This is a genomic window from Meridianimarinicoccus roseus (genome assembly GCF_003172915.1).
Classification (GTDB): Bacteria; Pseudomonadota; Alphaproteobacteria; order Rhodobacterales; family Rhodobacteraceae; genus Meridianimarinicoccus; species Meridianimarinicoccus roseus.
On sequence record NZ_QGKU01000026.1, the window covers coordinates 1 to 21,925 of the forward strand.

Below are 21,925 nucleotides of genomic sequence, written 5' to 3' on the forward strand. Positions count from 1 at the left end.
AGCGCAGCGCGCGGCCGGCGGTGACGCTGGCGGCCATCGCCGGTCTTCGGAGAAGGTTCGGGTTGCGAAACCTGGAACCGAACCGGAGACGACGATGACCGACGATAGAATGACCCTGATGGAGCTGGTGGAGAAGTCCGCCGACGAGGATCTCGTCCGCGACATGCTCGCCTATGCCGCCGAGCGGCTGATGGAGATGGAGGTCGAGGCTGCGACGGGCGCGCCAAAAGGAACGCGCACACCGGCGCGCACCACGCAGCGCAATGGATACCGCGAGAGAGGCTGGGAGACCCGCGCCGGCCGGATCGACCTGGCGATCCCGAAGCTGCGCAAGGGCAGCTACTTCCCGAGCTTTCTCGAACCGCGCAGGACGGCGGAGAAGGCCCTCGTGGCCGTCATCCAGGAAGCCTATGTGCACGGCGTCTCGACGCGCGCCGTGGACGATCTGGTGCGTGCCATGGGCGGGAGTGGCGTGTCTAAGAGCCAGGTGAGTCGGCTCTGCGCCGAGATCGACGAGCGCGTGCTGGCATTCCTCACCCGGCCTCTCGAGGGCGCCTGGCCCTATCTCTGGCTCGATGCAACCTACATCCGGGTGCGCGAGAACGGCCGGATCATCAGCCGTGCCGTAATAATCGCGGTGGCGGTCAACGGGGACGGCCGACGCGAGGTGCTCGGCGTCGCCACCGGCCCCTCCGAGGCGGAGACGTTCTGGACTGGCTTCCTGCGCTCTCTCGCCGATCGCGGCCTGCGCGGCGTGAAGCTCGTCGTGGCCGACGATCACAAGGGGCTCAGGGCCGCAGCCCGCCGAGTGTTCGATGCGACCCACCAACGGTGTCGCGTGCACTGGCTCAGAAACGCGCTCGCCCATGCCCCGGCCAAGAGCCGCACCGCCGTGGCCGCAATGCTCAAGACGATCTTCGCCCAGGAGACCAAGGCCGAGGCGGAGACCCAGTGGGACGCCATCGCCGACGCCCTCCGTGAGAAGAATGACCGGCTCGGCGCCATGATGGACGCCTCCCGCGACGACGTGCTCGCCTACATGGACTTCCCCAGGGAGCACTGGGCGCAGATCAGCTCGACCAACCCGCTTGAGCGCGTCAACAAGGAGATCAAGCGCCGTTCCAATGTCGTCGGGATCTTTCCGAACGACGCGGCCATCATCCGTCTGGTCGGCGCGCTGATGATCGAAACCAACGACGAGTGGGCCGTCGCGCGCCGTTACATGGGGCTGGAGTCGCTGGCCCGCATCACCGATACTCACAACGTCAGACTGCCCGCCGTGGCGACCTGACCAACTCGAGCCTCTCCGAAGGCCGGCCCTCTTACACCACGCCGCGGGGCACTACCGGTGCGGGGAAAAGTTACCGGAACGGCGGGACGGGCGGTTGTGACGCTTGCGGTGCGGCTTCACTGCGGCATGTCAGACCAACGCCGTGCGACAGCGATTGACAGCAGGTTGTCACGGATGGCGCGTGGAGACACCGGTGAAACGGCGGCTCCGAATGAATGTGATCAGAAAACCTTGGCTCAGCGTAGTTAGCGAACGCCGGGCAACCTGAGGGGACGGTTCACGATGCGTCGTGTTTCAGACAGAAATGATACGAGTCCGGCAGGCCGATTTTTGCCCGGATGCCGGTCAGCGCGTTCCTTGCACGCCTCTCATCACTCCGCCGGGTGGCTGGATCGCTTGCGCGCATCGATACGGGCGGCTTCGCGTCTGAGAAGCCAGACGCCGGTTGCAGCCACGGCAAGAGCGATCAGGGGAATGGCGACTTCAAAAGCGGTCATGTGTTGTCCTCCGTGCGGAGCATGACCAAGATATAGTGCGAAATGGCGTGCAGGAAAAGACCCGCGACGCCCCAGAGCACGGTCAGGCCGGACACCTCGTCGAGATTCACTGTCAACGGGCGCAGTACGGCGAAGCCGATCAGCCCCAGCCCGATCGCGTTCACGAAACCCGAGAACAGCTTGACCCGTTCGTTGTGGATCGCAACGTCGCGGCGCAGACTGGCCACGGGCCTACAGGCCCAGCTTGGCCGCCACGAGGTCGTTCACAGCCTTGGGGTTCGCCTTGCCGCCGGTTGCCTTCATCACCTGGCCCACGAACCAGCCTGCGAGTTTTGGGTTTGCCTTGGCCTTTTCCACCTGCGCGGGGTTCTCGGCGATCACCTTGTCCACCGCGGCCTCGATCGCGCCGGTGTCGGTGACCTGTTTCATGCCGCGGTCTTCCACGATCTGCGCCGGATCGCCGCCTTCGGTATAGACCATCTCGAACAGATCCTTGGCGATCTTGCCGGAAATGTCGCCCTTTTCGATCAGGCCGATGATGCCGCCCAGTTGCGCGGGGCTGACCGGGCTTTCGGTAATGGCGCGATCACCGTCCTTCTTCAGTCGACCGAACAGTTCGTTGATGACCCAGTTCGCGGCCATCTTGCCGTCACGCCCTTCAGCCACGGCTTCGAAATAGGCGGCCGATTCTACCTCGGCCGTCAGCACGGAGGCGTCGTATTCGCTCAGCCCAAAGGCGGTGACGAAGCGCGCGCGTTTCTCGTCGGGCAGTTCGGGCAGGGATGCGGCAATGTCGTCCACCCAAGCCTGCTCGATCTCCAGCGGCAGCAGGTCGGGGCAGGGGAAGTAGCGGTAGTCATGCGCCTCTTCCTTGGACCGCATGGAGCGCGTCTCGCCCTTGTCGGGATCGTAGAGCCGGGTTTCCTGCACGACCGTCCCGCCGTCTTCCAGAATGGCGATCTGGCGGCGGGCCTCAAACTCGATCGCCTGCTGGATGAAACGCATGGAGTTCATGTTCTTGATCTCGCAGCGGGTGCCGAGATGGCTGAAATCCTGTGTTTCCTGATAGCGCTCGTAGTCGCCGGGTCGGCAGACCGACACGTTGACGTCGGCACGCAGGTTGCCGTTCTGCATGTTGCCGTCGCAGGTGCCGAGGTAGCGCAGGATCTGGCGCAGCTTGCCGACATAGGCCGCGGCTTCTTCCGGGCCGCGGATGTCGGGGCGCGAGACGATCTCCATCAGTGCGACGCCCGTGCGGTTCAGGTCCACGAAGGACATGTGCGGGTCCATGTCGTGGATCGACTTGCCGGCGTCTTGTTCGAGGTGGATGCGTTCGATGCGCACCAGCCGCGCGATGCCGGGGGCCATGTCCACCAGCACCTCGCCCTCGCCGACGATGGGGTGATACAACTGGCTGATCTGGTAGCCCTGCGGCAGGTCGGGGTAGAAATAGTTCTTCCGGTCGAAGGCCGAGGTCAGGTTGATCTGCGCCTTCAGACCCAGCCCGGTCTTGACGGCGAGCGCGACGCAGCCTTCGTTGATCACCGGAAGCATCCCCGGCATTCCGGCGTCCACGAAGGCGACGTTACTGTTAGGTTCCGCGCCGAATTGCGTTGAGGCGCCCGAGAACAGCTTGGCGTTGGAGGCCACCTGCGCGTGCACTTCAAGCCCGATCACCAGTTCCCAATCGTGCTTCGCCCCGGCGATGACCTTGGGGGCGGGGGCTTCGTAGGTCAGATCGAGCATGGCGCGGTGTCCTTTCGGCGGTGTCCCCGTGCCTTCTAGTGCCGCGTGCGCGCCGGCTCAAGCCGCCATTGCGCGGGTGGATCGGGAGGGCTGCATGCGGCATGAGGTTTCGCGTGGCACGTCATGCGCTTGAGATGCAGGGCGAAACACGGGCCATCAACTTGTCGGGAAGCCGGGCTGCCGGCGCGTGCATGTCCGGCTAGGGTGACTACGCATCGCAAGGGAGCCTCGCATGATCCGAAACACCTGCCTCGCCGCTGCCTTCGGGCTGATGACCGCCGTGTCTGCCCTCGCCGGGCCGCAATATGTCGACGGGACGGGATTCGCCGTCTCGGGATATGACGTGGTGTCGTACTTCGCGCTGGAGCAGGCGCCGGTGGGCAAGGCCCAGCCGGAACCCGCGCTGGGCCGCGCCGACCTGACGGCCAATTACAACGGCGCGACCTTCGCCTTCGCCACCGCGGCGAACCGTGATGCGTTCCTTGCAGATCCGGCACGGTACGCGCCCCACTACGATGGGCATTGTGCCTTTGGCGTGGCGGGCGGGTACAAGGTACCTGCGAACCCGAAGCTGTGGCGCATCGTCGAGGACCGCCTTTACCTGAATATCAACGCGGGCGTCGCGCGGAAATGGGAGCGCGATATTCCCGGTTACGAGCAGAGCGCGCAATCGGCATGGCCGGATCTCGAACCGCAGCCCGCCTCGACCGATCGCGTGCCGCGCTTTCGCGCTACCGGCCCGGTGACGAACTGACCGCGCCGGGTTCGCACATGTGCCGTACACTACTGACCGGCCTGCTGCTGTCGCTTGTGGCCGGGACGGCCCCAGCGCAGCAGGACTGCGCGCGCGGCGAGGTGGCCTGCCGGGTGGCGGATGGCAGCTATCACGTCCGTCTGCCGGACAGTGCGGCGGCGCAGCCACCCGCGGTCATGTTTCTGCACGGCTACGGCGCCGACGCGCTGGCGATGATCCGCAATCCGCGTGTGACCGACGCGCTTCTTGCGCGTGGGTTCGCGGTGATCGCGCCGAACGGGCGCGGCCGTGACGGGGCCGACGGCGGCGGCTGGTCGTTCATGCCCGGCCGCCCGCAGCGGCGCGACGAAGCCGCCTTCCTACAGTCCGTGCGCGATGACGCGGTGGCGCGGTTCGGGCTGGACTCTGCGCGTATTTTCCTCGGCGGCTATTCCATCGGCGGGTCGATGACGAGCTACATAGCCTGTGCCGCACCGGACAGTTTTGCCGCCTATGTGCCGGTGGCGGGCAGCTTCTGGCGCCCGCACCCGGACCGCTGCGCAGGGCCCGTGCGGCTGCTGCATACCCACGGCTGGACCGACGGCACCGTGCCGCTGGAGGGGCGACCGCTGCGCGGCGGGCAGATCATGCAGGGCGATGTCTTCGCGGCGTTTCAGGTCTGGCGCGCGGCGAACGGGTGCGACGGGCTGCGTGCCACGCGGTTCGACACCTCGGGGCCGTTCTGGCGGCGCGCCTGGACCGACTGTGCGCCAGGCAGCGCGCTGGAACTGGCACTGCATCCGGGCGGGCATCTCGTGCCGGACGGCTGGGCGGATATGGCCGCAGACTGGCTGGCGACCCTGCCGCCGCGCTGAACGCATTCGCCCGGACCCGCGGCCCTTCGCCTGCCGCGCTTCCGCAAGGCGAGGGGGCGGGCATGAAAAAAGGGCCGCAGCATGTGCTGCGGCCCCATAAGTCCGGTCGGGCGTGGCGCGCTCAGCGCTCTTCGACATCCGGCTGCGGGGTGCTGTCGCCGCTTTCGTCGTCGTCCATCGCGGCGCTGCCGATATCGTCGAACAGTTCCGCGATCTCGAAATCGGCTGCCGCTTCTTCTTCGGCCGCCAGTTCCTGGATCGACTTGCCCGATGCCTGCAGTTCCGCCTCTTCGGGGGAGCGCGCAACATTGAGCGAGATCGTCACCTCGACCTCCGGGTGCAGCGTGACGATCACGTCGTGCAGACCCAGTTCCTTGATCGGGCGGCTCAGGTGCACCTGCTTGCGGTCCACCGTGAAGCCCGCCTCGGTTGCCGCGTCGGCGGCGTCCCGGGTGCTGACCGATCCGTAGAGCGCGCCCGAATCGGATGCCGAGCGGATCACGACGAAGGACTTGCCGTCCAGCTGCGCGCCAAGTGCCTCGGCCTCCTTGCGGGTTTCGAGGTTCTGCGCCTCGAGTTGCGCCTTCTGCTCTTCGAAGCGGGCGAGGTTGGCGGGGTTCACGCGCAGCGCCTTGCCTTGGGGCAGCAGGAAATTGCGGGCGTAGCCTTCCTTGACGGAGACGACTTCGCCCATCTGGCCGAGTTTGGCCACGCGTTCGAGAAGAATGATATCCATCTGGTGCGTTCCTTACTTCACGGCGTAGGGCAGCAGGGCGAGGAAGCGCGCGCGTTTGATCGCACGGGCCAGTTCACGCTGCTTCTTGGACGACACGGCGGTGATCCGCGACGGCACGATCTTGCCGCGTTCGGAGATGTAACGCTGCAGCAGGCGCGTGTCCTTGTAGTCGATCTTGGGCGCGTTGTCGCCGGAGAAGGGGCAGACCTTGCGGCGGCGGAAAAACGGTTTGGTGGCCATGTGTTAGGTTCCTTTCCCTGTCTGGATCAACGGCGACGGTCGCCGCGGTCACCGCGGTCGCCGCGGTCCCCACGTTCGTCGCGCTTCTGCATCTGGATCGACGGACCTTCGGCGTGCTCATCCACCTTGATGGTCAGAACGCGCATCACGTCGTCATGCAGGCGCATCAGGCGTTCCATTTCCTGGACGGCGGACGCGGGCGCGTCGGTCTTCAGGAAGGCATAGTGGCCCTTGCGGTTCTTGTTGATCTTGTAGGCCATCGTCTTGACGCCCCAGTACTCGTTTTCAACGACCTTTCCGCCGTTGTCCGCGAGGACGGTGGTGAAGTGTTCGACAAGGCCCTCGGCCTGTGCGTTCGACAGGTCCTGACGGGAAATGAAGACATGCTCGTAAAGCGGCATATCAAGTCCTTTTCTTGAGGCGCATTTCATAGGGCGGGCCAAGGCTTCCGCGCCCGTCCACGAGAGACTGCGCCGAGTTGCGGATTGCGGAAGATGCGGCCTTATACAGACCTGCACGGCCATTGCAAGCTGCGTGGTCCGGTGGCCGTCCGGCAGGGCGTCTCCGCCTGTTCGCTGGTGAACGCAAGTTGTGGGTTTTCGCAGGATTGTCTTGTCGGCCGGCCACACGACATTTCCCACAAGCGCGGCATCCGCCGCGTTCCGCCACAATCGCAAGGAGCAACCCCATGAAATCCACTCTCGTCGCCGCCGCGCTTGGTCTCGGCCTCGCCACCACCGCCGTCGCTGAGCCCGTCGAATACACGCTCGACAGCAGCCACAGCCAAGTCGTGTTCAACTATGACCACCTCGGCTTTTCGACCACGTATGGAATGTTCTCGGGCTTTTCGGGCACAATCCAGTTCGACGAAGCCGATCCCGCCGCATCATCGGTCAACGTGTCGATGCCGGTGACCAGCATGTTCACGGGCTGGGAAGCGCGCGACGAGCATTTCATGGGCGCCGACTTCTTCGATGCAGCGGGAACGGACGAGCAGGTGACCTTCGTATCCACCGGCATCGAGGTGACCGGCGAGAATACCGCCCTGATCACCGGCGATCTGACACTGAACGGCGTGACCAAGCAGGTCGTTCTCGACACGGTGCTGAACAAGGCCGACACGCACCCGATGGCCAACACGCCGTGGCTTGGCTTCAACGCCACGACGACGCTGCTGCGCAGCGATTATGGCGTGGACATGTTCGCGCCCTACGTGTCGGACGAGGTTGAAGTGTTCATCTCGATCGAGGCGCAGCAGGCTGCTGAGAAATCGTAAGGCGGCATCGCGCCAACGCCGTGCAAGACGCCGGGCCGCCCTTCGAGGGGCGGCCCTTCGCATTCAGAGCATCGGCAGGACCGATCCAACCAACAGCACCGCCATGGCGATGTTGAACCCCCGAAGTCGTCCCGGAAGCGTGAGCCAGCCGCGCAGCCGCAGCCCCATAACCACCCAGACCAGCACCGAGGGCAGGTTCACCAGTCCGAACACCGCCGCGACCACAGCGACGGCCGCGAGCGTGTGGTCGGGCGCGTAGGCGGTGATCGCAGTCAGCGCCATCGCCCAGGCCTTGGGATTGACCCACTGGAACGCGGCCGCCTGCAGGAAAGTCATCGGCGCGGGCGGGCGGCGGGCGTCGGCAATGCCACTCGCGCGCAGCAGCTTCCACGCCATCCAAAGGATGTAGCCAAGGCAGGCCACACGCAGCGCCGGTTCCAGCAGAGGCAGCGCGTCGAAGGCGCGTGCTACCCCGGCACCGACCAGCACCACCATCCCAGTGAACCCGAGCGCCACGCCCAGAAGGTGCGGCACCGTGCGGCGCAGGCCGAAATTCACGCCCGAGGCCATCAGCATAAGATTGTTAGGCCCCGGCGTGATGGAACTGACCAGTGCGAAGCCTGTAAGAGCAAGAAGAACATCATGGGTCATCGGAGTGCCGTTCGTGCCGTGGTTTCGCGCGGATATTTCTTAAGGAGCGATCGTCCTCCCGCACGCCATAGGCCGCCAGCGTCGCATCGCGGCGTTCTGCGGGGGTTCTGTCCGGAAAGAGCCGCCAGGAAGGCGCGATGATCGGGCTGACGCGGAGCGGTTTCAGGACGAACACGTCGCGTATCGGAAAACCGGGCCCTGCCATCTCGGCGAGTGGTTTGACAAGGCACTCGAACTCGGGCGCACTCGCGGAGACAACGTGCGCGTGCGCGGTGATCTTGAACCCGCGCTGCTCGAACACGTCCACGGCCGAGAGGCACACGTTCGGGTTGGCCGTGATGTTCGCGCGGCTTCGCGGCGACGCGATGTTGGCTATGCGTATCTCGCTTGGCGAAGCGGCGCAGAACACCTCCTTCGGCGACACGTTGGGGCGGCCTTCGGCATCGGCAGTGGCGAGCCAGCACAACACCGAACGGCCAAGGCAGTTCAGCGCGCCGGTGTCCAGTCCTACGGATGTCATGGCCGATCCTCCTGAGTCGCGGCTTGTGTTTTGACCCTTGGCATGATTGGCATGTATCCGGCGCAATGGGCTGCTAAATGTGGCGTAGGAAGCGATAAAGTTCGAAGCAATGGCGAAGAGAGACCAGATAAACGAGAGGATATTGCAGGAGCTTTCGGCCGATGGCCGGATCAGCAATACCGAACTTGCCGCGCGGGTGGGGCTGTCGGCTTCGGCCTGTCTGCGGCGGGTTCAGGACCTTGAACGGGCGGGCGTGATTTCCGGTTACCGCGCCGTGCTCGATCCGGCGGCGATGGGCCGGGGTTTCGTTGCCTATATAGGGGTTGGCCTGTCGGATCATTCCAAGGCGTCCCAGGCCGTGTTCGAGAAGGCGATGGCGACCGCGCCGGAAGTGGTGGAATGTCACAACATCACCGGCGTGATCGAATACCTTCTGCGCGTGGAAGTGGCCGATCTTGGGGCCTACAAGGCGTTTCACACCGATGTTCTGGGCACCGTGCCCAATGTCAGCGCGATTACCACCTGGGTGGTAATGGGATCTCCGAAAGATGGGCGCAAATAGCCGCCAGCGTATCCCGGGGTGTTAACCCTTTCGTAACTTACTGCATGAGTTTGGTCCGGTATCGACGTATGGATAGGTAATCCCCGTACTGTTGCGGGATCTTGAGTGTGTCAGGAGTAGGCCAGATGAAAACCAAAGCGTTGATCGCGGGAGCATTGCTTGCGAGCGCAACCATCGTGTCGGGAGCGAGCGCCGCGACCCTCTACGCAACCAACATCAGTTGGACGAACAACGGCACCGTCGGCAGTTCGAACGACCGGGACAACCCGCTCAATGCGCTTGGTGCGCCGGACGGGAAATTCATGTCGCTGGGCCTTGGCGGCTTCGCCGATTTCACCTTCGGCCAGCTGTTCACCGGACCGGGTGTGTCCTATGAGATCACTTTCGGCAACCGGGCCGGATATCTCGAAACCGCCGACGTCTTCGCCGGGTTCAACGGATCGTTCACCAAGGTCGGGTCTGTGGACAACGCCTCGGCAAATGGGTTCATCTTCAATTTTAACGGTGTGTTCGACACGCTGCGCTTGAGCGACACCACGCCCGGCCTGCCAAGCACTGACGGATATGACGTGGACGCCGTGGGCGTCACGGCAAGCGTAAATCCGGCCCCCGGCCCGTCGCCGGTTCCGCTGCCGGCCCCGGCGCTGCTGCTGGGCGCGGGTCTGGTCGGGCTTGGCGGTCTGCGCCGCCTGCGCCGCAAGGGCTGAGCCCGCTTCGGGCCTGTCACGTTCAGGCTGAACATGTGAAACGGGGCGCGGGTGACCGCGCCCTTTTCTCGTTGCGGATGGGTCCCTTTTTTTCGTTCCGAGTGGATCCCTTGGCGGAGGCAGGGCATCGGTGCGAGCGGGGACCGGTACGCGCTATTGCGTGGTGCGGGTCGCGGTCAGGCTGACGTCCACGGTTACGTCATAGGCGACAGTGGATTCGTCGTTGTAGCTGGCTGTGCCAATCCCGAAATCGCGCCGGTCGATCACCGTGCTGCCCTGCATCTGCGCTGTGTCGCCGTCGATTTGCAGCGTGAAGGGCAGCTGCAGCGGCATTTGCGTTCCTTTCAACGTCAATGTTCCGTCAGCCAGGTAGGCGGCGTCGCCCTCGGCCTCGGTAATCTCGGCGGTGAAGGTCGCCGTGGGATGCTCCTCGGCGGCGAAGAACTCGGGCTTCAATGCCTCGCTGGTCACGGAGCCCAGCGTCACGCTGGGAACGGAGATTTGCACCGTCACGTCGCCCTTGACCGGGCCGGGGGCGTCGGGGGCGAAATTGATGCTGGCGGTCCAGTCCGCGAAATGCCCCTGCACCTCTGACCCGAACTGAACGGCGGTGATGCCGAGGCGACCGTCCTGCACTGCCCAGCCCGACGGCGCGGCTTCAAGCTGCGGCACGGCGGCATCTGTATCGGCAGACCCGGCAAGGCCCAGCACCGACCCGCCCGCAAGCAACGCTGCCCACAGCCCGATCGCGGCGGTCATAGGTGCGCGCGGATGGGCCGCGCCCGGATCGCCTGCCAGCGTGACGCCCGGCAGCATCCGGGACAGCGTTGCATCGCGGTCGATGATGTGGTGCTTCAGCGCGCCTGCGATGTGCAGCAGCAGTGCGCCGATCAGCACCTTCGTGAACAGCCAGTGCCATGCACCGAAGAAATGCGCGACCGTGTCGTTCACCGGCACGAAGGGCAGACTTTGCCCGAAAGGCCACCAGATCGGCGCGAAGCCCGATGTGGCGGCGTGGTGCAGCCAGCCCGACAGCGGCACGATGACGAGTGCGGCATAGAGCATCCAGTGCACGGTTTCCGCAGCGAAGCTTTCCAGCCTGCGATCCGGGTGCAGCAGCGCGGGCTTGGGCTGCACCGCGGCCCAGCAGATGCGCAACACCGCCACGGTGAACGCCGCGAGCCCGACCGTCTTGTGCAGCGAGAACAGCCAGCCCTTGCGCGCCAGCTGCTCGGATGTGTCATAGGCCATGTCGTTGGCGATCACGCCCAACGGAATGGCGGTCAGGATCAGCAAGGCTGTAAGCCAGTGGAAGGTCTTGGCGATGGAACCGTAGCTTTGGGGTGAATTGCCAAGCGTAGCGTCGGCGGTGGACATGATCTGCTCCGTTGAAAAGAGTTTCGGGAGAGGTAACGCGGATTGATCGCGCCGCAAACACATGCGCGTGCACAGGTGTCGTGCGGCGCCGCGCGGGGCTGGCCGTGATTGCACGTGCCGCCATGCTGGGCTAGACCCGCCCGGACATCGGGCTTGGGACAGACCGGTCACACACAGGCGGCGATGCCCGGCCGATCGGGTGAGGAGGACGACATGACCCGCGCATTTGTATTCCCCGGGCAGGGGGCGCAGACCATCGGGATGGGCAAGGCCCTCGCCGAAGCGTATCCGGCCGCCCGGGCCGTTTTCGACGAGGTGAACGAGGCGTTGGGCGAAGACCTGTCCGCGCTGATCTGGGACGGCGATATCGAGACGCTGACCCTGACGGCCAATGCGCAGCCAGCGCTGATGGCGTGTTCGCTTGCCGCCGTGCGCGCGCTTGAGTCCGAAGGTGTCGCAGTGTCGGACGGCGTCTTCGTCGCCGGTCATTCGCTGGGCGAGTACTCCGCGCTGGCCGCAGCCGGAGCGCTGAGCGTGCCCGACACCGCCCGCCTGCTGCGCCTCCGCGGCGAGGCGATGCAGGGTGCGGTGCCGGTGGGCGTGGGCGCGATGGCGGCGATTCTCGGGCTCGACCTTGCGGCGGTCACCGCGATCGCGGCCGAGGCAGCCCAGGGCCAGGTCTGCCAGGCCGCGAACGACAACGATCCGGCGCAGGTGGTTGTTTCCGGTCATTTGGAGGCGGTGGAACGCGCCGCCGCGCTGGCGCGCGAACGCGGCGCTAAGCGTGCGCTAATGCTCCCGGTGTCTGCGCCGTTTCATTGCGCGCTGATGCAGCCCGCCGCCGATGCGATGGGGGACGCGCTGGCGGATGTTGCCATCGCCGCGCCTTCCGTGCCGCTGGTGGCCAACGTCACCGCCGAAGCGGTCAGCGACCCCGACACGATCCGGGCGCTGCTCGTGCGGCAGATCACCGGGGCGGTGCGCTGGCGCGAAAGCGTGCAGTACATGGCGGCGCAAGGCACGGCCGAGATCTGGGAACTCGGCGCGGGCAAGGCGCTGACCGGCATGGTGCGTCGCATCGACCGGGGTATCGCCTGCACCAACATCGCAACCCCCGCGGACATTGCGGCGGCGCTGGCCGCGGCGGCACAGGAGTAGGACCATGTTCGATCTGACTGGAAAGACGGCGCTGATTACCGGCGCATCGGGCGGCATCGGCGCGCAGATCGCGCGCACGTTGCACGGCGCGGGGGCGACGGTGGGCCTGTCGGGCACGCGCGTTGAGCCGCTGGAGGCGCTGGCGGCCGAGCTTGGCGCGCGCGCCCATGTGCTGCCCTGCAACCTGTCCGACGCCGAGGCCGTGACCGCGTTGCCGAAGCAGGCGATCGAGGCGATGGGCGGCGTGGACATCCTGGTGAACAATGCCGGCATCACTCGCGACAACCTGTTCATGCGCATGTCGGACGACGAATGGTCCAACGTGATCGAGGTGAACCTGACCGCCGCGATGCGCCTGTCGCGCGGCGTTCTGCGCGGCATGATGAAGGCGCGCTGGGGGCGGATCGTCAACATCAGCTCGGTCGTAGGGGCCACCGGAAACCCGGGTCAGGGTAACTACGCCGCCGCCAAGGCGGGACTGGTCGGCATGTCGAAGTCTCTGGCCTATGAAGTGGCGAGCCGCGGGATCACCGTGAACGCGGTGGCGCCGGGATTCATCACTACCGCGATGACCGACAAGCTGACCGAAGATCAGAAGGCCGGGATCCTCGGCAACGTTCCCGCAGGGCGCATGGGCGAGCCGGAAGAGATCGCGGCGGCGGTGCTTTACCTCGCCAGCGCCGAGGCGGGATACACCACTGGGACCGTTCTGCACGTCAACGGCGGACTGGCGATGATCTGACGCGCGGCACCGGGAAACCGGTTCTGCGAAAGCGTTTGCCTTCACTTGACCATATGCTATAGGCCACGCAGATTGCCGGGGGCAGGGTTCGGCCCCGCTTGAGAGGCAGGCATCAAGGCTTCTAGCCGCAACGGGCCGCAAGGCCACAACCAAAGCGGGCAAGACCCCGAAGACTGATAGAGGAATGAAAATGAGCGACATCGCAGATCGCGTGAAGAAGATCGTTGTCGAACATCTCGGCGTCGAAGAATCCAAGATCACCGAAAGCGCGTCTTTCATTGACGATCTGGGCGCCGACAGCCTGGACACCGTGGAACTGGTGATGGCGTTCGAAGAAGAATTCGGCATCGAGATTCCCGATGACGCGGCCGAGACGATCCAGACTTTCGGCGACGCGGTCAAGTTCATCTCGGAAGCATCCTGATCCGGCTTAAAGCCGATTTCGTACGGTTTTGGCGCGGCGTCCTTCGGGGCGCCGCGTTTGCGTTCGGGGCTGTGCTGCGCCGCTTGGGGGCGCTAGGCTGACCTGAAGACCGCAGCAGGAGACCTAACATGACGCCCATCGCCACGACCGAACGGCTGGACGAGCTTTATGGTGCCCCGGTGCCCGCATCGCTGGACAAGGTGGTGCGACGCATCACGCCGACCTACCGCGCGTGGATCGGCGCCGCGCGTTTCGTCGTGCTGGGTACGGTCGGCCCTGAAGGGACCGACACCAGCCCGCGCGGCGATGACGGCCCTGTCGTCCACATAGCAGACGACACGACGCTGCTGCTGCCTGACTGGATGGGCAACAACAGGCTGGACAGCCTGCGCAACATCGTGCGCGACGGCCGTGTGAGCCTGATGTTCATGGTGCCGGGCTGCACCAACGTTGTGCGGGTCAACGGCACCGCCATAGTGACCGAGGACGCCGCCGCGCGCGCTCGTTTCGACAAGTCCGGTCGCCAGCCGCGCAGCGTGATCGCCGTGACCGTGGCCGAGATGTACTTCCAGTGCGCCAAGGCGTTGATGCGCGCGGGTCTTTGGACGGCAGGGGATGAAAGCGCCACGGTTCCTAGCGCCGGGCAGTTCCTGCAGGAAGCCCGCAGCGTCCCGGACGCGCAAGCCTATGATGCGGCCTACCCGGCCTATGCGGCCCCGCGCTTGTGGTAGTGCACCGAGCGGTCAGTTGGCACGGAAATGCTTGGACAGTTTCAGCCCCTGGCCTTGGTAGTTTGACGCGAAATCCGCGCCGTAGAGCCGTGTGGGCCGCTCTGTCATGCGTTCATAGACCAACCGGCCGACGCGCTGGCCATGTTCCAGCAGGAATGGCGCCTCGTGGCAGCGCACCTCCAGCACCCCACGGGAGCCTTGCCCGCCCGCCTGCGCATGGCCGAAGCCGGGATCGAAGAAGCCGGCATAATGAACGCGGAATTCGCCCACCAGCGCCATGTAGGGGGCCATCTCGGCCGCGTGGTCGGGCGGGATATGCACCGCCTCGCGGCTGACAAGGATGTAGAACGCACCGGGGTCTAGGATGATGCCGCCGCCGTCGCTGCGCACCGTGTCCCAGAAATCGCCGATGGCATAGGCGCCGATCCGGTCGAGGTCGATCACGCCGGCATGGGGTTTGGCGCGATAGCCGACGATGCCATCGCGGCGCGGTTCCAGGTCGACGGAAAACCCCAGCCCGGCGTCGATATGCGCGGGTCCGTCCACCAAGGACTGCGCCCGGTGAAGAGCGTCCAGCGCGGCGTCGTCCAGCGTGGTGTCGGCGGTGCGGAACCGGATCTGGTTCAAGCGCATCCCCTGACGCACCAGCACTGAGAAGCTGCGCGGGCAGATCTCGGCCCAGAGCGGACCGTGATAACCCGGCGCGATGCGGTCAAATTCGGTGCCGCGATCGGTGATCGTGCGGGTCAGCAGATCAAGCCGCCCGGTGGAGCTTTTTGCGTTGGCCACGGCCCGCACCCCGTCCGGCAACGCCAGCCCTTCCATCAGCGGCACGAGGTAGACGCAGCCCTTTTCAAGCACCGCTCCGCCGGTCAGGTCCATGCGGTGCATCGCGAAAGTATCAAGCCGGTCGGCGACCCGCGCTCCGTGCCCGGCAAGGAAGGACGCGCGCACCCGGTATGCGACGGGACCGAGCCGCAGGTCCAGCGAGGCGGGCTGGTACTGGGCTTCGGTCACCGGCGTTGTGGCGGTGATCTGACCGTGTGCGACCATCGCCTGCAACGACTGGATCGGCAGCACGCCGAGGGCGTCGGAAAGAGGGGCGGGCCGGGTCATCGCGTGTGTATCCTCGCAGGCTGAGTGGGGGCTGTTTTGACCCAGCGACAACGGGGGCGCAAGAGCGCGCGGCGGGATAGGCCGGAAACGCAAAACCCGCCGCGCGGGGCGGCGGGTGTTTTGATGGTCGGGCTAGCGAGATTCGAACTCACGACCTTCCGTCCCCCAGACGGACGCGCTACCAAGCTGCGCTATAGCCCGACACCGGCGGTGTTTAGCAGGTTTGCGGGGCAGGGCAAGGCGATTGCTGCAAAAAATAGCGACGGCCCCGATATGCAGGAAGGCGCCCCCGTGCCGCGCGGTTTACAGCTGCCCGCGGGCCATGCTTCCAAGACGACCTGCAAGGGTTGCGAGGCGCGCACGCTGCGCCGCCGAAAGGTCTTCGGGCAGGATAGCGCGCAGGCGGGCCGCTATCGGCAGGGGCGGCGCCAGGCCAGGCGTGTCATCGTCGGGGTCGGTTGGCGCTGCGGGCGCGCGCGAAGCCTGCGCGGCCTCGGAAGGCGCATGCTGCGGCCCGGACGTTGCGATTGGAGCGATCGCTGGTTCCGGTTCGGACAGCGGGCTGAAGGTGCCGCTCTGGGCTTCGGCGGGTGCGGCATCGTCGCTGTCGTCGAAAAAGAAGCCGATGGGCGGCGCATCGTCATCGGGGCTTTCCGAAGATAGGGCTTCCGGCTGTGGCGCGGGGTCGGGCGATGTGGCGGGCTCGGGGTCGGCGGCAGCCGGGGAGGGCATGGGTGCGGCAGCGGTGCGGGCGCTAGCAAAGGACGGGGTCGCGCCGCCGCCATCCACCGAAGCGGCGGCCGGAACCTGCGCGGGCGGTTCACGACGGAGCGGCGCCGGACCGGCGGCCAGGGTTTCGACCTCCATCGGGGCGCGAGCCTCCTGCACCTGCGCCTCCGCACCGGCGGGCGGGGCGGTCAGTGGTGGGCTGAAAGCAGCGACAGCGCTTGGCCCGTCCGACTTGATGCGGTCCTGAACAGACTTGATGGTGTGCCCTTCGGTGTGCAGCAGGTGCTTGATGCCGCCCAGAAGCTGCATATCCTCGGGCCTGTAATAGCGACGCCCGCCCGCGCGCTTGACCGGCTTGAGATCGTCGAACCTGCTTTCCCAAAAGCGCAACACATGGGCGGGCGTGTCCAGCCAGGCAGCGACTTCGCTGATCGTGCGAAAGGCGTCGGGCGATTTAGTCATGCGTCATCCGCCGCGCCGCCTCAGCGCTTGTTGCCCTGTGCCACGCGTTCTTTCATCAGGTGGGAGGGGCGGAAGGTCAGCACCCGGCGCGGATGGATCGGCACTTCTTCGCCGGTCTTCGGATTACGCCCGACACGCGCCGCCTTGTCGCGCACGTTGAACGTGCCGAAGGACGATATCTTCACCGACTCGCCGGACGCCAGAGCATCGCTGAGATGGGCAAGGACGCTTTCAACAAGCTGCGCGGATTCGTTGCGCGACAGACCGACTTCCCGGAACACGGCCTCGCTAAGGTCCATGCGCGTCAGTGTCTTGCCACTCATTCAATTAACTCCCCGTTTTGTGGCCACGATAGAGACAGACAGAAAATGCTGTCAATGGCGGGGTTTGGACGATGGCAAGTTTCATGCCGACCGCGTCACCAGCGAAACACGACCGATCCCCACGCCAGTCCGCCGCCAATCGCTTCGACCACGACGATCTGCCCGGGCTGGATCTGGCCTCGCGCCTTGCCGACGGACAGCGCCAGAGGAATTGACGCTGCCGAAGTGTTGCCATGGTCCTGCACGGTCACGACGACGCGGTCCATGCCAAGGCCCATCTTTTGCGCGGTCGCCTTGATGATCCGCAGATTGGCCTGGTGCGGGACAATCCAGTCCACATCGTTGGGCCCGAGTCCCGCCTTTTCGAGCGCGCGGTGCGCCGTCTGGGCCAGCTTCTCGACCGCGTGACGGAACACTTCCTTGCCCTGCATCCGCAAATGGCCGGTGGTTTGGGTGGACACGCCCCCGTCGACATAAAGGATATCGCGGAAGCGGCCGTCGGAATTGAGGTCGCTGGCCAGAATACCCCGGTCCTGCACCGTCCCTGTGCCATCGCCACGTTCGAGTATCAGCGCGCCGGCACCGTCCCCGAACAGCACGCAGGTGCCCCTGTCGGTCCAGTCGAGAATGCGGCTGAACGTCTCCGCTCCGATGACCAGCACGCGGTTGGCCTGCCCGGACAGGATCATGCCGTTGGCATTTGCCAGCGCGAACACGAAGCCCGCGCAGACCGCCTGCACGTCAAAGGCGAAACCGCCGGTCATGCCCAGTTCGGCCTGCACCATCGTGGCGGCGGACGGAAAGGTCAGATCCGCGGTAGAAGTGGCGACGATCACGGCATCGATGTCGTCGGGCGCAAGGCCCGCATCGGTCAGCGCAGCGCGCGCTGCGCGGGCGGCAAGGTCCGCCGTGCCCTGACCCTCGGCCGCGAAGTGGCGCCGTTCGATCCCCGAACGGGAGCGGATCCACTCGTCACTGGTGTCCAGCGTTTCGGCGAATTCCGCGTTCTCGAAGACCCGATCGGGAAGGTAGTGACCGACTCCTCGAATCACCGCGCGTGTTGTCATTTGGGCGTACCGTAAACCTGTCCGCTGTCAGTCTCAGCACCTTGGACCGGTGCGGAAAGGGATGCAACCCGCGCCGCGACGCGGGCCGGGAAATCCACCTGCCCCAATTCGAAAGCCAGTTTGATCGCGGCGGACACGCCGGTCGCGTCCGCCGATCCGTGAGACTTGATCACCAATCCGTTCAATCCCAGGAACACGCCGCCATTCACGCGGCGCGGGTCGATCCGCTTGCGCAGACGCTGGAGCGAGGTCACTGCCAGAAGCGCGGCGATGCGTGACAGGGGGGAGTAGTTAAAGGCCTGCTTGAGCAGTTCCCGGATCAGCTTTGCGGTGCCTTCGCCGGTCTTGAGCGCGACATTTCCGGTGAACCCGTCGGTGACGATCACGTCCACCCGGTCCGACGGAAGGTCGCCGCCTTCGACGTATCCGATGAAGTCGAAAGGCGCGTGCTGAGAGGCCGCCTCGATCATGTCATGGGCAAGCTTGAGTTCGGCCCGGCCCTTGTGTTCTTCGGTTCCGACATTCAACAGCCCGATGCGCGGTCGCTCGAGGCCCAGCCCGACACGGGCATAGGACGACCCCATCAAGGCGTATTGCAGAAGGTCCTCGGCATCCGCGCGGATGTCCGCCCCTGCGTCCAGCATGACGTTGAAGCCGCCCGGGTTGCGCGACGGCCAGAGGCAAGCGATGGCCGGACGGTTGATGCCGGGGATCTTGCGCAGCCGGACCATCGACATGGCCATCAGTGCGCCGGTATTGCCGCAGGACACGCAGACCTGCGCGTCGCCCGCGCGCACCGCATCGATCGCCTCCCACATGGAGGTTCCCTTGCCGTGCCGCATCGCGTGGCTGGGCTTGCTGTCCATGGTGACGACGCCGTCGGCGTGGCGAACCTCGCAGCGCCCGGCCAGCGCCTTGCGTTTGTCGACAAGCTTTTCGAGCTGCGCGCCGTTCCCGAAAACCAGAAACCGGATGTCAGGGTTCTTCTGTGCGGACCACGCCATGCCCGCCACAATCGGCGCGGGACCGGCATCGCCGCCCATCGCATCAACCGAAACCGTCACGGGCCTTGACGTGGCACGATCAGCGCCGTTCTGGGACCGCCGTGCCATCATGGGTATAGTGCGTCTTGACCGTCTCAGGCCGCGTCTTCGTCGAGATCCACGTCGTCAACCGTGGCAACGACCTCGCGGTCGGCGTAGTGACCGCAGGACGGGCACACGTGATGCGGCCGCTTGAGTTCACCGCAATTGGTGCATTCGTTGGGGTTACCGGCCACCAGCGCGTCGTGCGAGCGGCGCTTGTTCCGGCGCGACCGGGTAACTTTGTTCTGCTGGACAGCCATGTCTCAACCCTTGTTCGTCTGTATGTGCGTGGAGCGCGGGTCAGGGCACGCAACATCCGGGCCCTTCGCGGTCAGTCGAAGCCGGACTTCTAATCGTTTTGCGCTGTGGTGCAAGCGCTTTTTTGGTCAGTCGTCGTCCGTGTCGCCGGGTCCGCCACCCTGCAGCCTGTCCTTCAGCCCTGCCAGCCCGGCGAAGGGGCGCGCGTCCTCGTCGGTCATCGGTGCCTTGCCAGGTTCGGTGAACACGGTCTGATCCGGCGCGGCGTCGGCGGCGCGCGGATAGGGCGGCAGCGCGAGGGTCAGCGCCTCGGCCAGAACGGCCTCCAGATCGATCGCCTCTGGAAGCGGCTCAAGGGTGTCATCCTCTGGCATCTCGATCTCGCCCGTGGTGTCGTCGTCCGGCAGGCGGGTGCGGAACCGGCGCTGCACATCCTCGTCGATCCGTGTGGTGACCGGAGCCAGCGTGCTCACGCAGGGCTGCACGACCGTGGCCCCAAGGCTAGCGTCGAGGTCCCAGTCTTCGCGCCCCGTCGGGCTGAGTGTGCCTTCGAAGCGCAGCTTGCGAAGCCCCAGCAGCTCCAGTTCCTCGGCCAGCGCCGCGCAATGCGCCGCGTCTGGTTTCAGCGCGAAGGAGAGGGGCTTGCGGCGCGGCAGTTCGGCGGGCCGGAAGCGCGTCGGAAGGTCCGGGGTGGCGGGCGTGTCGCCGGGGCGTGAGGCGGCCATGGCGGTATCCATTCTTGAACAGGTCGGCAGGGTCAGGGTATCGGGGTGCCAGAAGCAGGCACAACAGGCAAGGCGGAACATGGCGACATCAAATAGGGCAACATCGCGCGGCGCTCGTGGCGCGTGGCTGCCGATGGCGCTTTTGTGCGCCGTGCTGACCGCCTGTTCCCCGATCGTGCGCAGCCACGGCTACGTGCCGGCCGACGATCAGCTTGCAGAGATCACGGTCGGCGAGGACACGCGCGATACCGTTGCCGAAAAGATCGGCGCGCCGATGACGCTCGGCTTCGAAAGCGATCGGTCATGGTATTACGTCGCCTCGGAAAGGCGCACCCTTGGGCTGCGCGCGCCGCAAACCACCCGGCGCGACATCGTCGCCGTCCGCTTCGGCGACGCCGGCACTGTGCAGAACGTCGAACGCTTCGACGAACAGGACGGCCGCGTCGTGGTGCTGACAGCGCGCGTCACGGACCCGTCGGTGTCCGAACTGGGCATCCTTCGGCGCATTTTTGGCAATGTCGGCACGCCGACAGCGGGCGATTTCCTGGGCGAAGGCAACTGACCGGAAAATGTCAGCTGTCCGGCTCGAAGGTCAGCGCGACGCCGTTGATGCAGTAGCGTAGCCCGGTCGGTGCCGGTCCGTCTGGGAAGACGTGCCCCAGATGGGCGTCGCAGCGGTTGCAGTGCACTTCGGTACGGCGCATGAACAGCGAGTTGTCGGCCTTTTCGCCCACCATCTCGGGGTCGAGAGGCTGGTAAAAGCTGGGCCAGCCGGTGCCGCTTTCGAACTTGGCATCCTGTTCGAACAGCGGTGCGCCGCAGCACACGCAGGCATAGACGCCGGGATCCTTCGGGAAATCCTCGTGCGTGCCCGCGCGCTCGGTCCCGTGCTTGCGCGTCACCTTGTAGGCAAGCGGCGACAGTTGTTCGCGCCATTCGGCGTCTGATTTCACGATCTTGTCCATCGGGTGGGTCTCCTGACTCGGGCTTGTGTCGCCTTGCCGTCACGATCCGCGTGATACGGCTTGTGGAAGATGTAGGGTTGCGGCGCCGCGGCGCCAAGTCGGTGGAAGGTTCGGGGCATGGCACGGCAGGCAGGGTCACGATACGGGGTGCGGTTCGCGCGCACGGCGGCAGATCTGAAGGCGGCGCAGCGGTTGCGCGGGCTCACGTTCCGCGGCGATGCCGATGCCCCTGATGGCGACGCGCTGGATGCGCGCTGCGGTCATGTTCTGGTGGAACGGCTTGAAGACGGCGCGCTGGTCGCCTGCTTCCGGCTGCTGCCGCTGGCCAGCGGGGCCGAGATCGCGGGCAGCTACGCGGCGCGCCACTACGACCTGCGGGGCCTTGCCGGTCACGCGGGCCCGCTGCTGGAAATGGGGCGCTTCTGTATCCATCCGGATTGCCGCGACCCCGACGTGCTGCGTCTGGCGTGGGCCGGGCTTGGCGCGGTGGTCAGTGCGCAGGGCACGCAGCTTATGTTCGGCTGCACCTCGTTCAAGGGCACCGACAGCGCCCCCTACACAGATGCCTTCGCGATGCTGGCCGCCGGGCATCTTGCGCCGCGCCGCTGGCTGCCGCGAGTCAAGGCGTCGTCGGTCTTCCGTTTCGCACGCGTCCTGCGCGGCACCCGTCCCGACCGGGCCGCGGCGCTGCGAGCGATGCCGCCGCTTCTGCGCAGCTATCTGTCGTTGGGCGGCTGGGTGTCGGACCATGCGGTGCTGGACCGCGATCTCGACACGCTGCACGTCTTTACCGGGCTGGACATCGCGAGCATCCCTCCCGTGCGCGCCCGCGCGCTCCGCACGATGGGGGCGGAGCTGTTGGACGGTCTGTCGGCGCCGACCCTGTCCGCGCCCGCTTGACCGCCCGGTGCTGCGCGGCTATCCGCGCG

The 21,925-nt window shown here is 65.9% G+C and carries 29 protein-coding genes and 1 tRNA gene; 12 read left to right on the top strand and 18 right to left on the bottom strand.

The window, feature by feature from the left end:
- The first annotated feature begins 94 nt into the window (after positions 1-94).
- Entirely contained in the window at positions 95-1,291 is a 1,197-nt protein-coding gene (locus DKT77_RS05820; RefSeq protein ID WP_109809696.1) for an IS256 family transposase, read from the top strand.
- 371 nt (positions 1,292-1,662) lie between these two features.
- Here the strand turns inward: DKT77_RS05820 and DKT77_RS21330 are convergent, their stop codons facing one another.
- The 3 genes from DKT77_RS21330 to gatB are packed head-to-tail and all read right to left on the bottom strand — an operon-like array spanning position 1,663 to position 3,534.
- On the bottom strand, positions 1,663-1,788 hold the full coding sequence (locus DKT77_RS21330) for a hypothetical protein (protein WP_274520053.1): 126 nt from the start codon (positions 1,786-1,788) through the stop codon (positions 1,663-1,665).
- Complete coding sequence (locus tag DKT77_RS05825; RefSeq protein WP_109810781.1) at positions 1,785-2,015, bottom strand: hypothetical protein; 231 nt, start codon at positions 2,013-2,015, stop codon at positions 1,785-1,787. The genes DKT77_RS21330 and DKT77_RS05825 overlap by 4 nt, the downstream gene beginning before the upstream one ends.
- Positions 2,016-2,019: 4 nt before the next feature.
- Positions 2,020-3,534 (bottom strand): Asp-tRNA(Asn)/Glu-tRNA(Gln) amidotransferase subunit GatB, encoded by a 1,515-nt coding sequence (gatB, locus tag DKT77_RS05830; RefSeq protein WP_109810782.1) that lies wholly within the window; start codon positions 3,532-3,534, stop codon positions 2,020-2,022.
- Positions 3,535-3,766: 232 nt separating this feature from the next.
- On the opposite strand from gatB, the gene DKT77_RS05835 reads away from it, so the two are divergent.
- Both DKT77_RS05835 and DKT77_RS05840 read left to right on the top strand, forming a co-directional pair.
- Positions 3,767-4,288, top strand: coding sequence for a YHS domain-containing (seleno)protein (locus DKT77_RS05835; protein ID WP_109810783.1), 522 nt, complete (start codon positions 3,767-3,769; stop codon positions 4,286-4,288).
- A gap of 17 nt (positions 4,289-4,305) precedes the next feature.
- A complete protein-coding gene (locus DKT77_RS05840; RefSeq protein ID WP_109810784.1) occupies positions 4,306-5,142 on the top strand; it encodes a CE1 family esterase in 837 nt (278 codons plus the stop codon).
- 121 nt (positions 5,143-5,263) lie between these two features.
- Here the strand turns inward: DKT77_RS05840 and rplI are convergent, their stop codons facing one another.
- The 3 genes from rplI to rpsF are packed head-to-tail and all read right to left on the bottom strand — an operon-like array spanning position 5,264 to position 6,519.
- Entirely contained in the window at positions 5,264-5,878 is a 615-nt protein-coding gene (gene rplI, locus DKT77_RS05845; RefSeq protein WP_109810785.1) for a 50S ribosomal protein L9, read from the bottom strand.
- Positions 5,879-5,890: 12 nt separating this feature from the next.
- Positions 5,891-6,118, bottom strand: a complete 228-nt coding sequence (gene rpsR, locus DKT77_RS05850; RefSeq protein ID WP_109810786.1) for a 30S ribosomal protein S18 — start codon at positions 6,116-6,118, stop codon at positions 5,891-5,893.
- A 26-nt stretch (positions 6,119-6,144) separates the two neighbouring features.
- Positions 6,145-6,519 (bottom strand): 30S ribosomal protein S6, encoded by a 375-nt coding sequence (gene rpsF, locus DKT77_RS05855; protein ID WP_109810787.1) that lies wholly within the window; start codon positions 6,517-6,519, stop codon positions 6,145-6,147.
- 287 nt (positions 6,520-6,806) lie between these two features.
- Between rpsF and DKT77_RS05860 the strand changes: the two genes are divergently transcribed.
- Positions 6,807-7,394, top strand: coding sequence for a YceI family protein (locus tag DKT77_RS05860; protein ID WP_109810788.1), 588 nt, complete (start codon positions 6,807-6,809; stop codon positions 7,392-7,394).
- Positions 7,395-7,457: 63 nt separating this feature from the next.
- Here the strand turns inward: DKT77_RS05860 and DKT77_RS05865 are convergent, their stop codons facing one another.
- Together DKT77_RS05865 and DKT77_RS05870 are read right to left on the bottom strand one after the other, a co-directional pair.
- Positions 7,458-8,045, bottom strand: coding sequence for a LysE family translocator (locus DKT77_RS05865; protein ID WP_109810789.1), 588 nt, complete (start codon positions 8,043-8,045; stop codon positions 7,458-7,460).
- Positions 8,035-8,565, bottom strand: coding sequence for a pyridoxamine 5'-phosphate oxidase family protein (locus tag DKT77_RS05870; RefSeq protein ID WP_109810790.1), 531 nt, complete (start codon positions 8,563-8,565; stop codon positions 8,035-8,037). The genes DKT77_RS05865 and DKT77_RS05870 overlap by 11 nt, the downstream gene beginning before the upstream one ends.
- Before the next feature lie 109 nt (positions 8,566-8,674).
- Here DKT77_RS05870 and DKT77_RS05875 point away from each other — a divergent pair, with 109 nt between their 5' ends.
- Both DKT77_RS05875 and DKT77_RS05880 read left to right on the top strand, forming a co-directional pair.
- The gene (locus DKT77_RS05875; RefSeq protein ID WP_109810791.1) at positions 8,675-9,127 is read left to right on the top strand and encodes an Lrp/AsnC family transcriptional regulator; all 453 of its coding nucleotides are present in this window, start codon (positions 8,675-8,677) and stop codon (positions 9,125-9,127) included.
- Between the two features lie 125 nt (positions 9,128-9,252).
- A complete protein-coding gene (locus DKT77_RS05880) occupies positions 9,253-9,834 on the top strand; it encodes a hypothetical protein (protein WP_109810792.1) in 582 nt (193 codons plus the stop codon).
- A 153-nt stretch (positions 9,835-9,987) separates the two neighbouring features.
- On the opposite strand, the gene DKT77_RS05885 is transcribed toward DKT77_RS05880, so the two are convergent.
- On the bottom strand, positions 9,988-11,211 hold the full coding sequence (locus tag DKT77_RS05885) for a cytochrome b/b6 domain-containing protein (protein WP_109810793.1): 1,224 nt from the start codon (positions 11,209-11,211) through the stop codon (positions 9,988-9,990).
- A 213-nt stretch (positions 11,212-11,424) separates the two neighbouring features.
- Between DKT77_RS05885 and fabD the strand changes: the two genes are divergently transcribed.
- The 4 genes from fabD (at position 11,425) to DKT77_RS05905 (ending at position 14,266) form a co-directional block, all read left to right on the top strand.
- Complete coding sequence (gene fabD / locus DKT77_RS05890; protein ID WP_109810954.1) at positions 11,425-12,369, top strand: ACP S-malonyltransferase; 945 nt, start codon at positions 11,425-11,427, stop codon at positions 12,367-12,369.
- Between the two features lie 4 nt (positions 12,370-12,373).
- Entirely contained in the window at positions 12,374-13,111 is a 738-nt protein-coding gene (gene fabG, locus DKT77_RS05895) for a 3-oxoacyl-[acyl-carrier-protein] reductase (protein WP_109810794.1), read from the top strand.
- 190 nt (positions 13,112-13,301) lie between these two features.
- Positions 13,302-13,535, top strand: a complete 234-nt coding sequence (locus tag DKT77_RS05900) for an acyl carrier protein (RefSeq protein WP_109810795.1) — start codon at positions 13,302-13,304, stop codon at positions 13,533-13,535.
- 128 nt (positions 13,536-13,663) lie between these two features.
- Positions 13,664-14,266: an MSMEG_1061 family FMN-dependent PPOX-type flavoprotein gene (locus DKT77_RS05905; protein WP_109810796.1), complete on the top strand. Its 603-nt coding sequence runs from the start codon at positions 13,664-13,666 to the stop codon at positions 14,264-14,266.
- A 12-nt stretch (positions 14,267-14,278) separates the two neighbouring features.
- Here the strand turns inward: DKT77_RS05905 and DKT77_RS05910 are convergent, their stop codons facing one another.
- The 8 genes from DKT77_RS05910 to DKT77_RS05945 form a co-directional block, all read right to left on the bottom strand.
- On the bottom strand, positions 14,279-15,382 hold the full coding sequence (locus DKT77_RS05910; protein WP_109810797.1) for a 2'-deoxycytidine 5'-triphosphate deaminase: 1,104 nt from the start codon (positions 15,380-15,382) through the stop codon (positions 14,279-14,281).
- 124 nt (positions 15,383-15,506) lie between these two features.
- Positions 15,507-15,583 (bottom strand) — tRNA-Pro (locus tag DKT77_RS05915).
- A gap of 102 nt (positions 15,584-15,685) precedes the next feature.
- Positions 15,686-16,573 carry a MerR family transcriptional regulator gene (locus tag DKT77_RS05920; RefSeq protein ID WP_109810798.1) on the bottom strand — a complete coding sequence of 296 codons (888 nt, stop codon included), beginning with the start codon at positions 16,571-16,573 and terminating at the stop codon, positions 15,686-15,688.
- A 20-nt stretch (positions 16,574-16,593) separates the two neighbouring features.
- Entirely contained in the window at positions 16,594-16,896 is a 303-nt protein-coding gene (gene ihfA / locus DKT77_RS05925) for an integration host factor subunit alpha (protein WP_109810799.1), read from the bottom strand.
- A gap of 95 nt (positions 16,897-16,991) precedes the next feature.
- Complete coding sequence (locus DKT77_RS05930; RefSeq protein ID WP_109810800.1) at positions 16,992-17,963, bottom strand: beta-ketoacyl-ACP synthase III; 972 nt, start codon at positions 17,961-17,963, stop codon at positions 16,992-16,994.
- A complete protein-coding gene (gene plsX / locus DKT77_RS05935) occupies positions 17,960-19,078 on the bottom strand; it encodes a phosphate acyltransferase PlsX (protein WP_109810801.1) in 1,119 nt (372 codons plus the stop codon). Before plsX ends, DKT77_RS05930 begins: the two co-directional genes overlap by 4 nt.
- Before the next feature lie 23 nt (positions 19,079-19,101).
- On the bottom strand, positions 19,102-19,308 hold the full coding sequence (rpmF, locus tag DKT77_RS05940) for a 50S ribosomal protein L32 (protein WP_109810802.1): 207 nt from the start codon (positions 19,306-19,308) through the stop codon (positions 19,102-19,104).
- A 126-nt stretch (positions 19,309-19,434) separates the two neighbouring features.
- Entirely contained in the window at positions 19,435-20,031 is a 597-nt protein-coding gene (locus DKT77_RS05945; protein ID WP_109810803.1) for a YceD family protein, read from the bottom strand.
- A 79-nt stretch (positions 20,032-20,110) separates the two neighbouring features.
- Here DKT77_RS05945 and DKT77_RS05950 point away from each other — a divergent pair, with 79 nt between their 5' ends.
- Complete coding sequence (locus DKT77_RS05950; protein ID WP_109810804.1) at positions 20,111-20,593, top strand: outer membrane protein assembly factor BamE; 483 nt, start codon at positions 20,111-20,113, stop codon at positions 20,591-20,593.
- Between the two features lie 10 nt (positions 20,594-20,603).
- Here DKT77_RS05950 and msrB read toward each other — a convergent pair whose 3' ends face one another.
- Entirely contained in the window at positions 20,604-20,996 is a 393-nt protein-coding gene (gene msrB, locus DKT77_RS05955) for a peptide-methionine (R)-S-oxide reductase MsrB (RefSeq protein WP_109810805.1), read from the bottom strand.
- A 117-nt stretch (positions 20,997-21,113) separates the two neighbouring features.
- Between msrB and DKT77_RS05960 the strand changes: the two genes are divergently transcribed.
- Entirely contained in the window at positions 21,114-21,896 is a 783-nt protein-coding gene (locus DKT77_RS05960) for a GNAT family N-acetyltransferase (RefSeq protein ID WP_109810806.1), read from the top strand.
- Positions 21,897-21,925 lie beyond the last annotated feature (29 nt).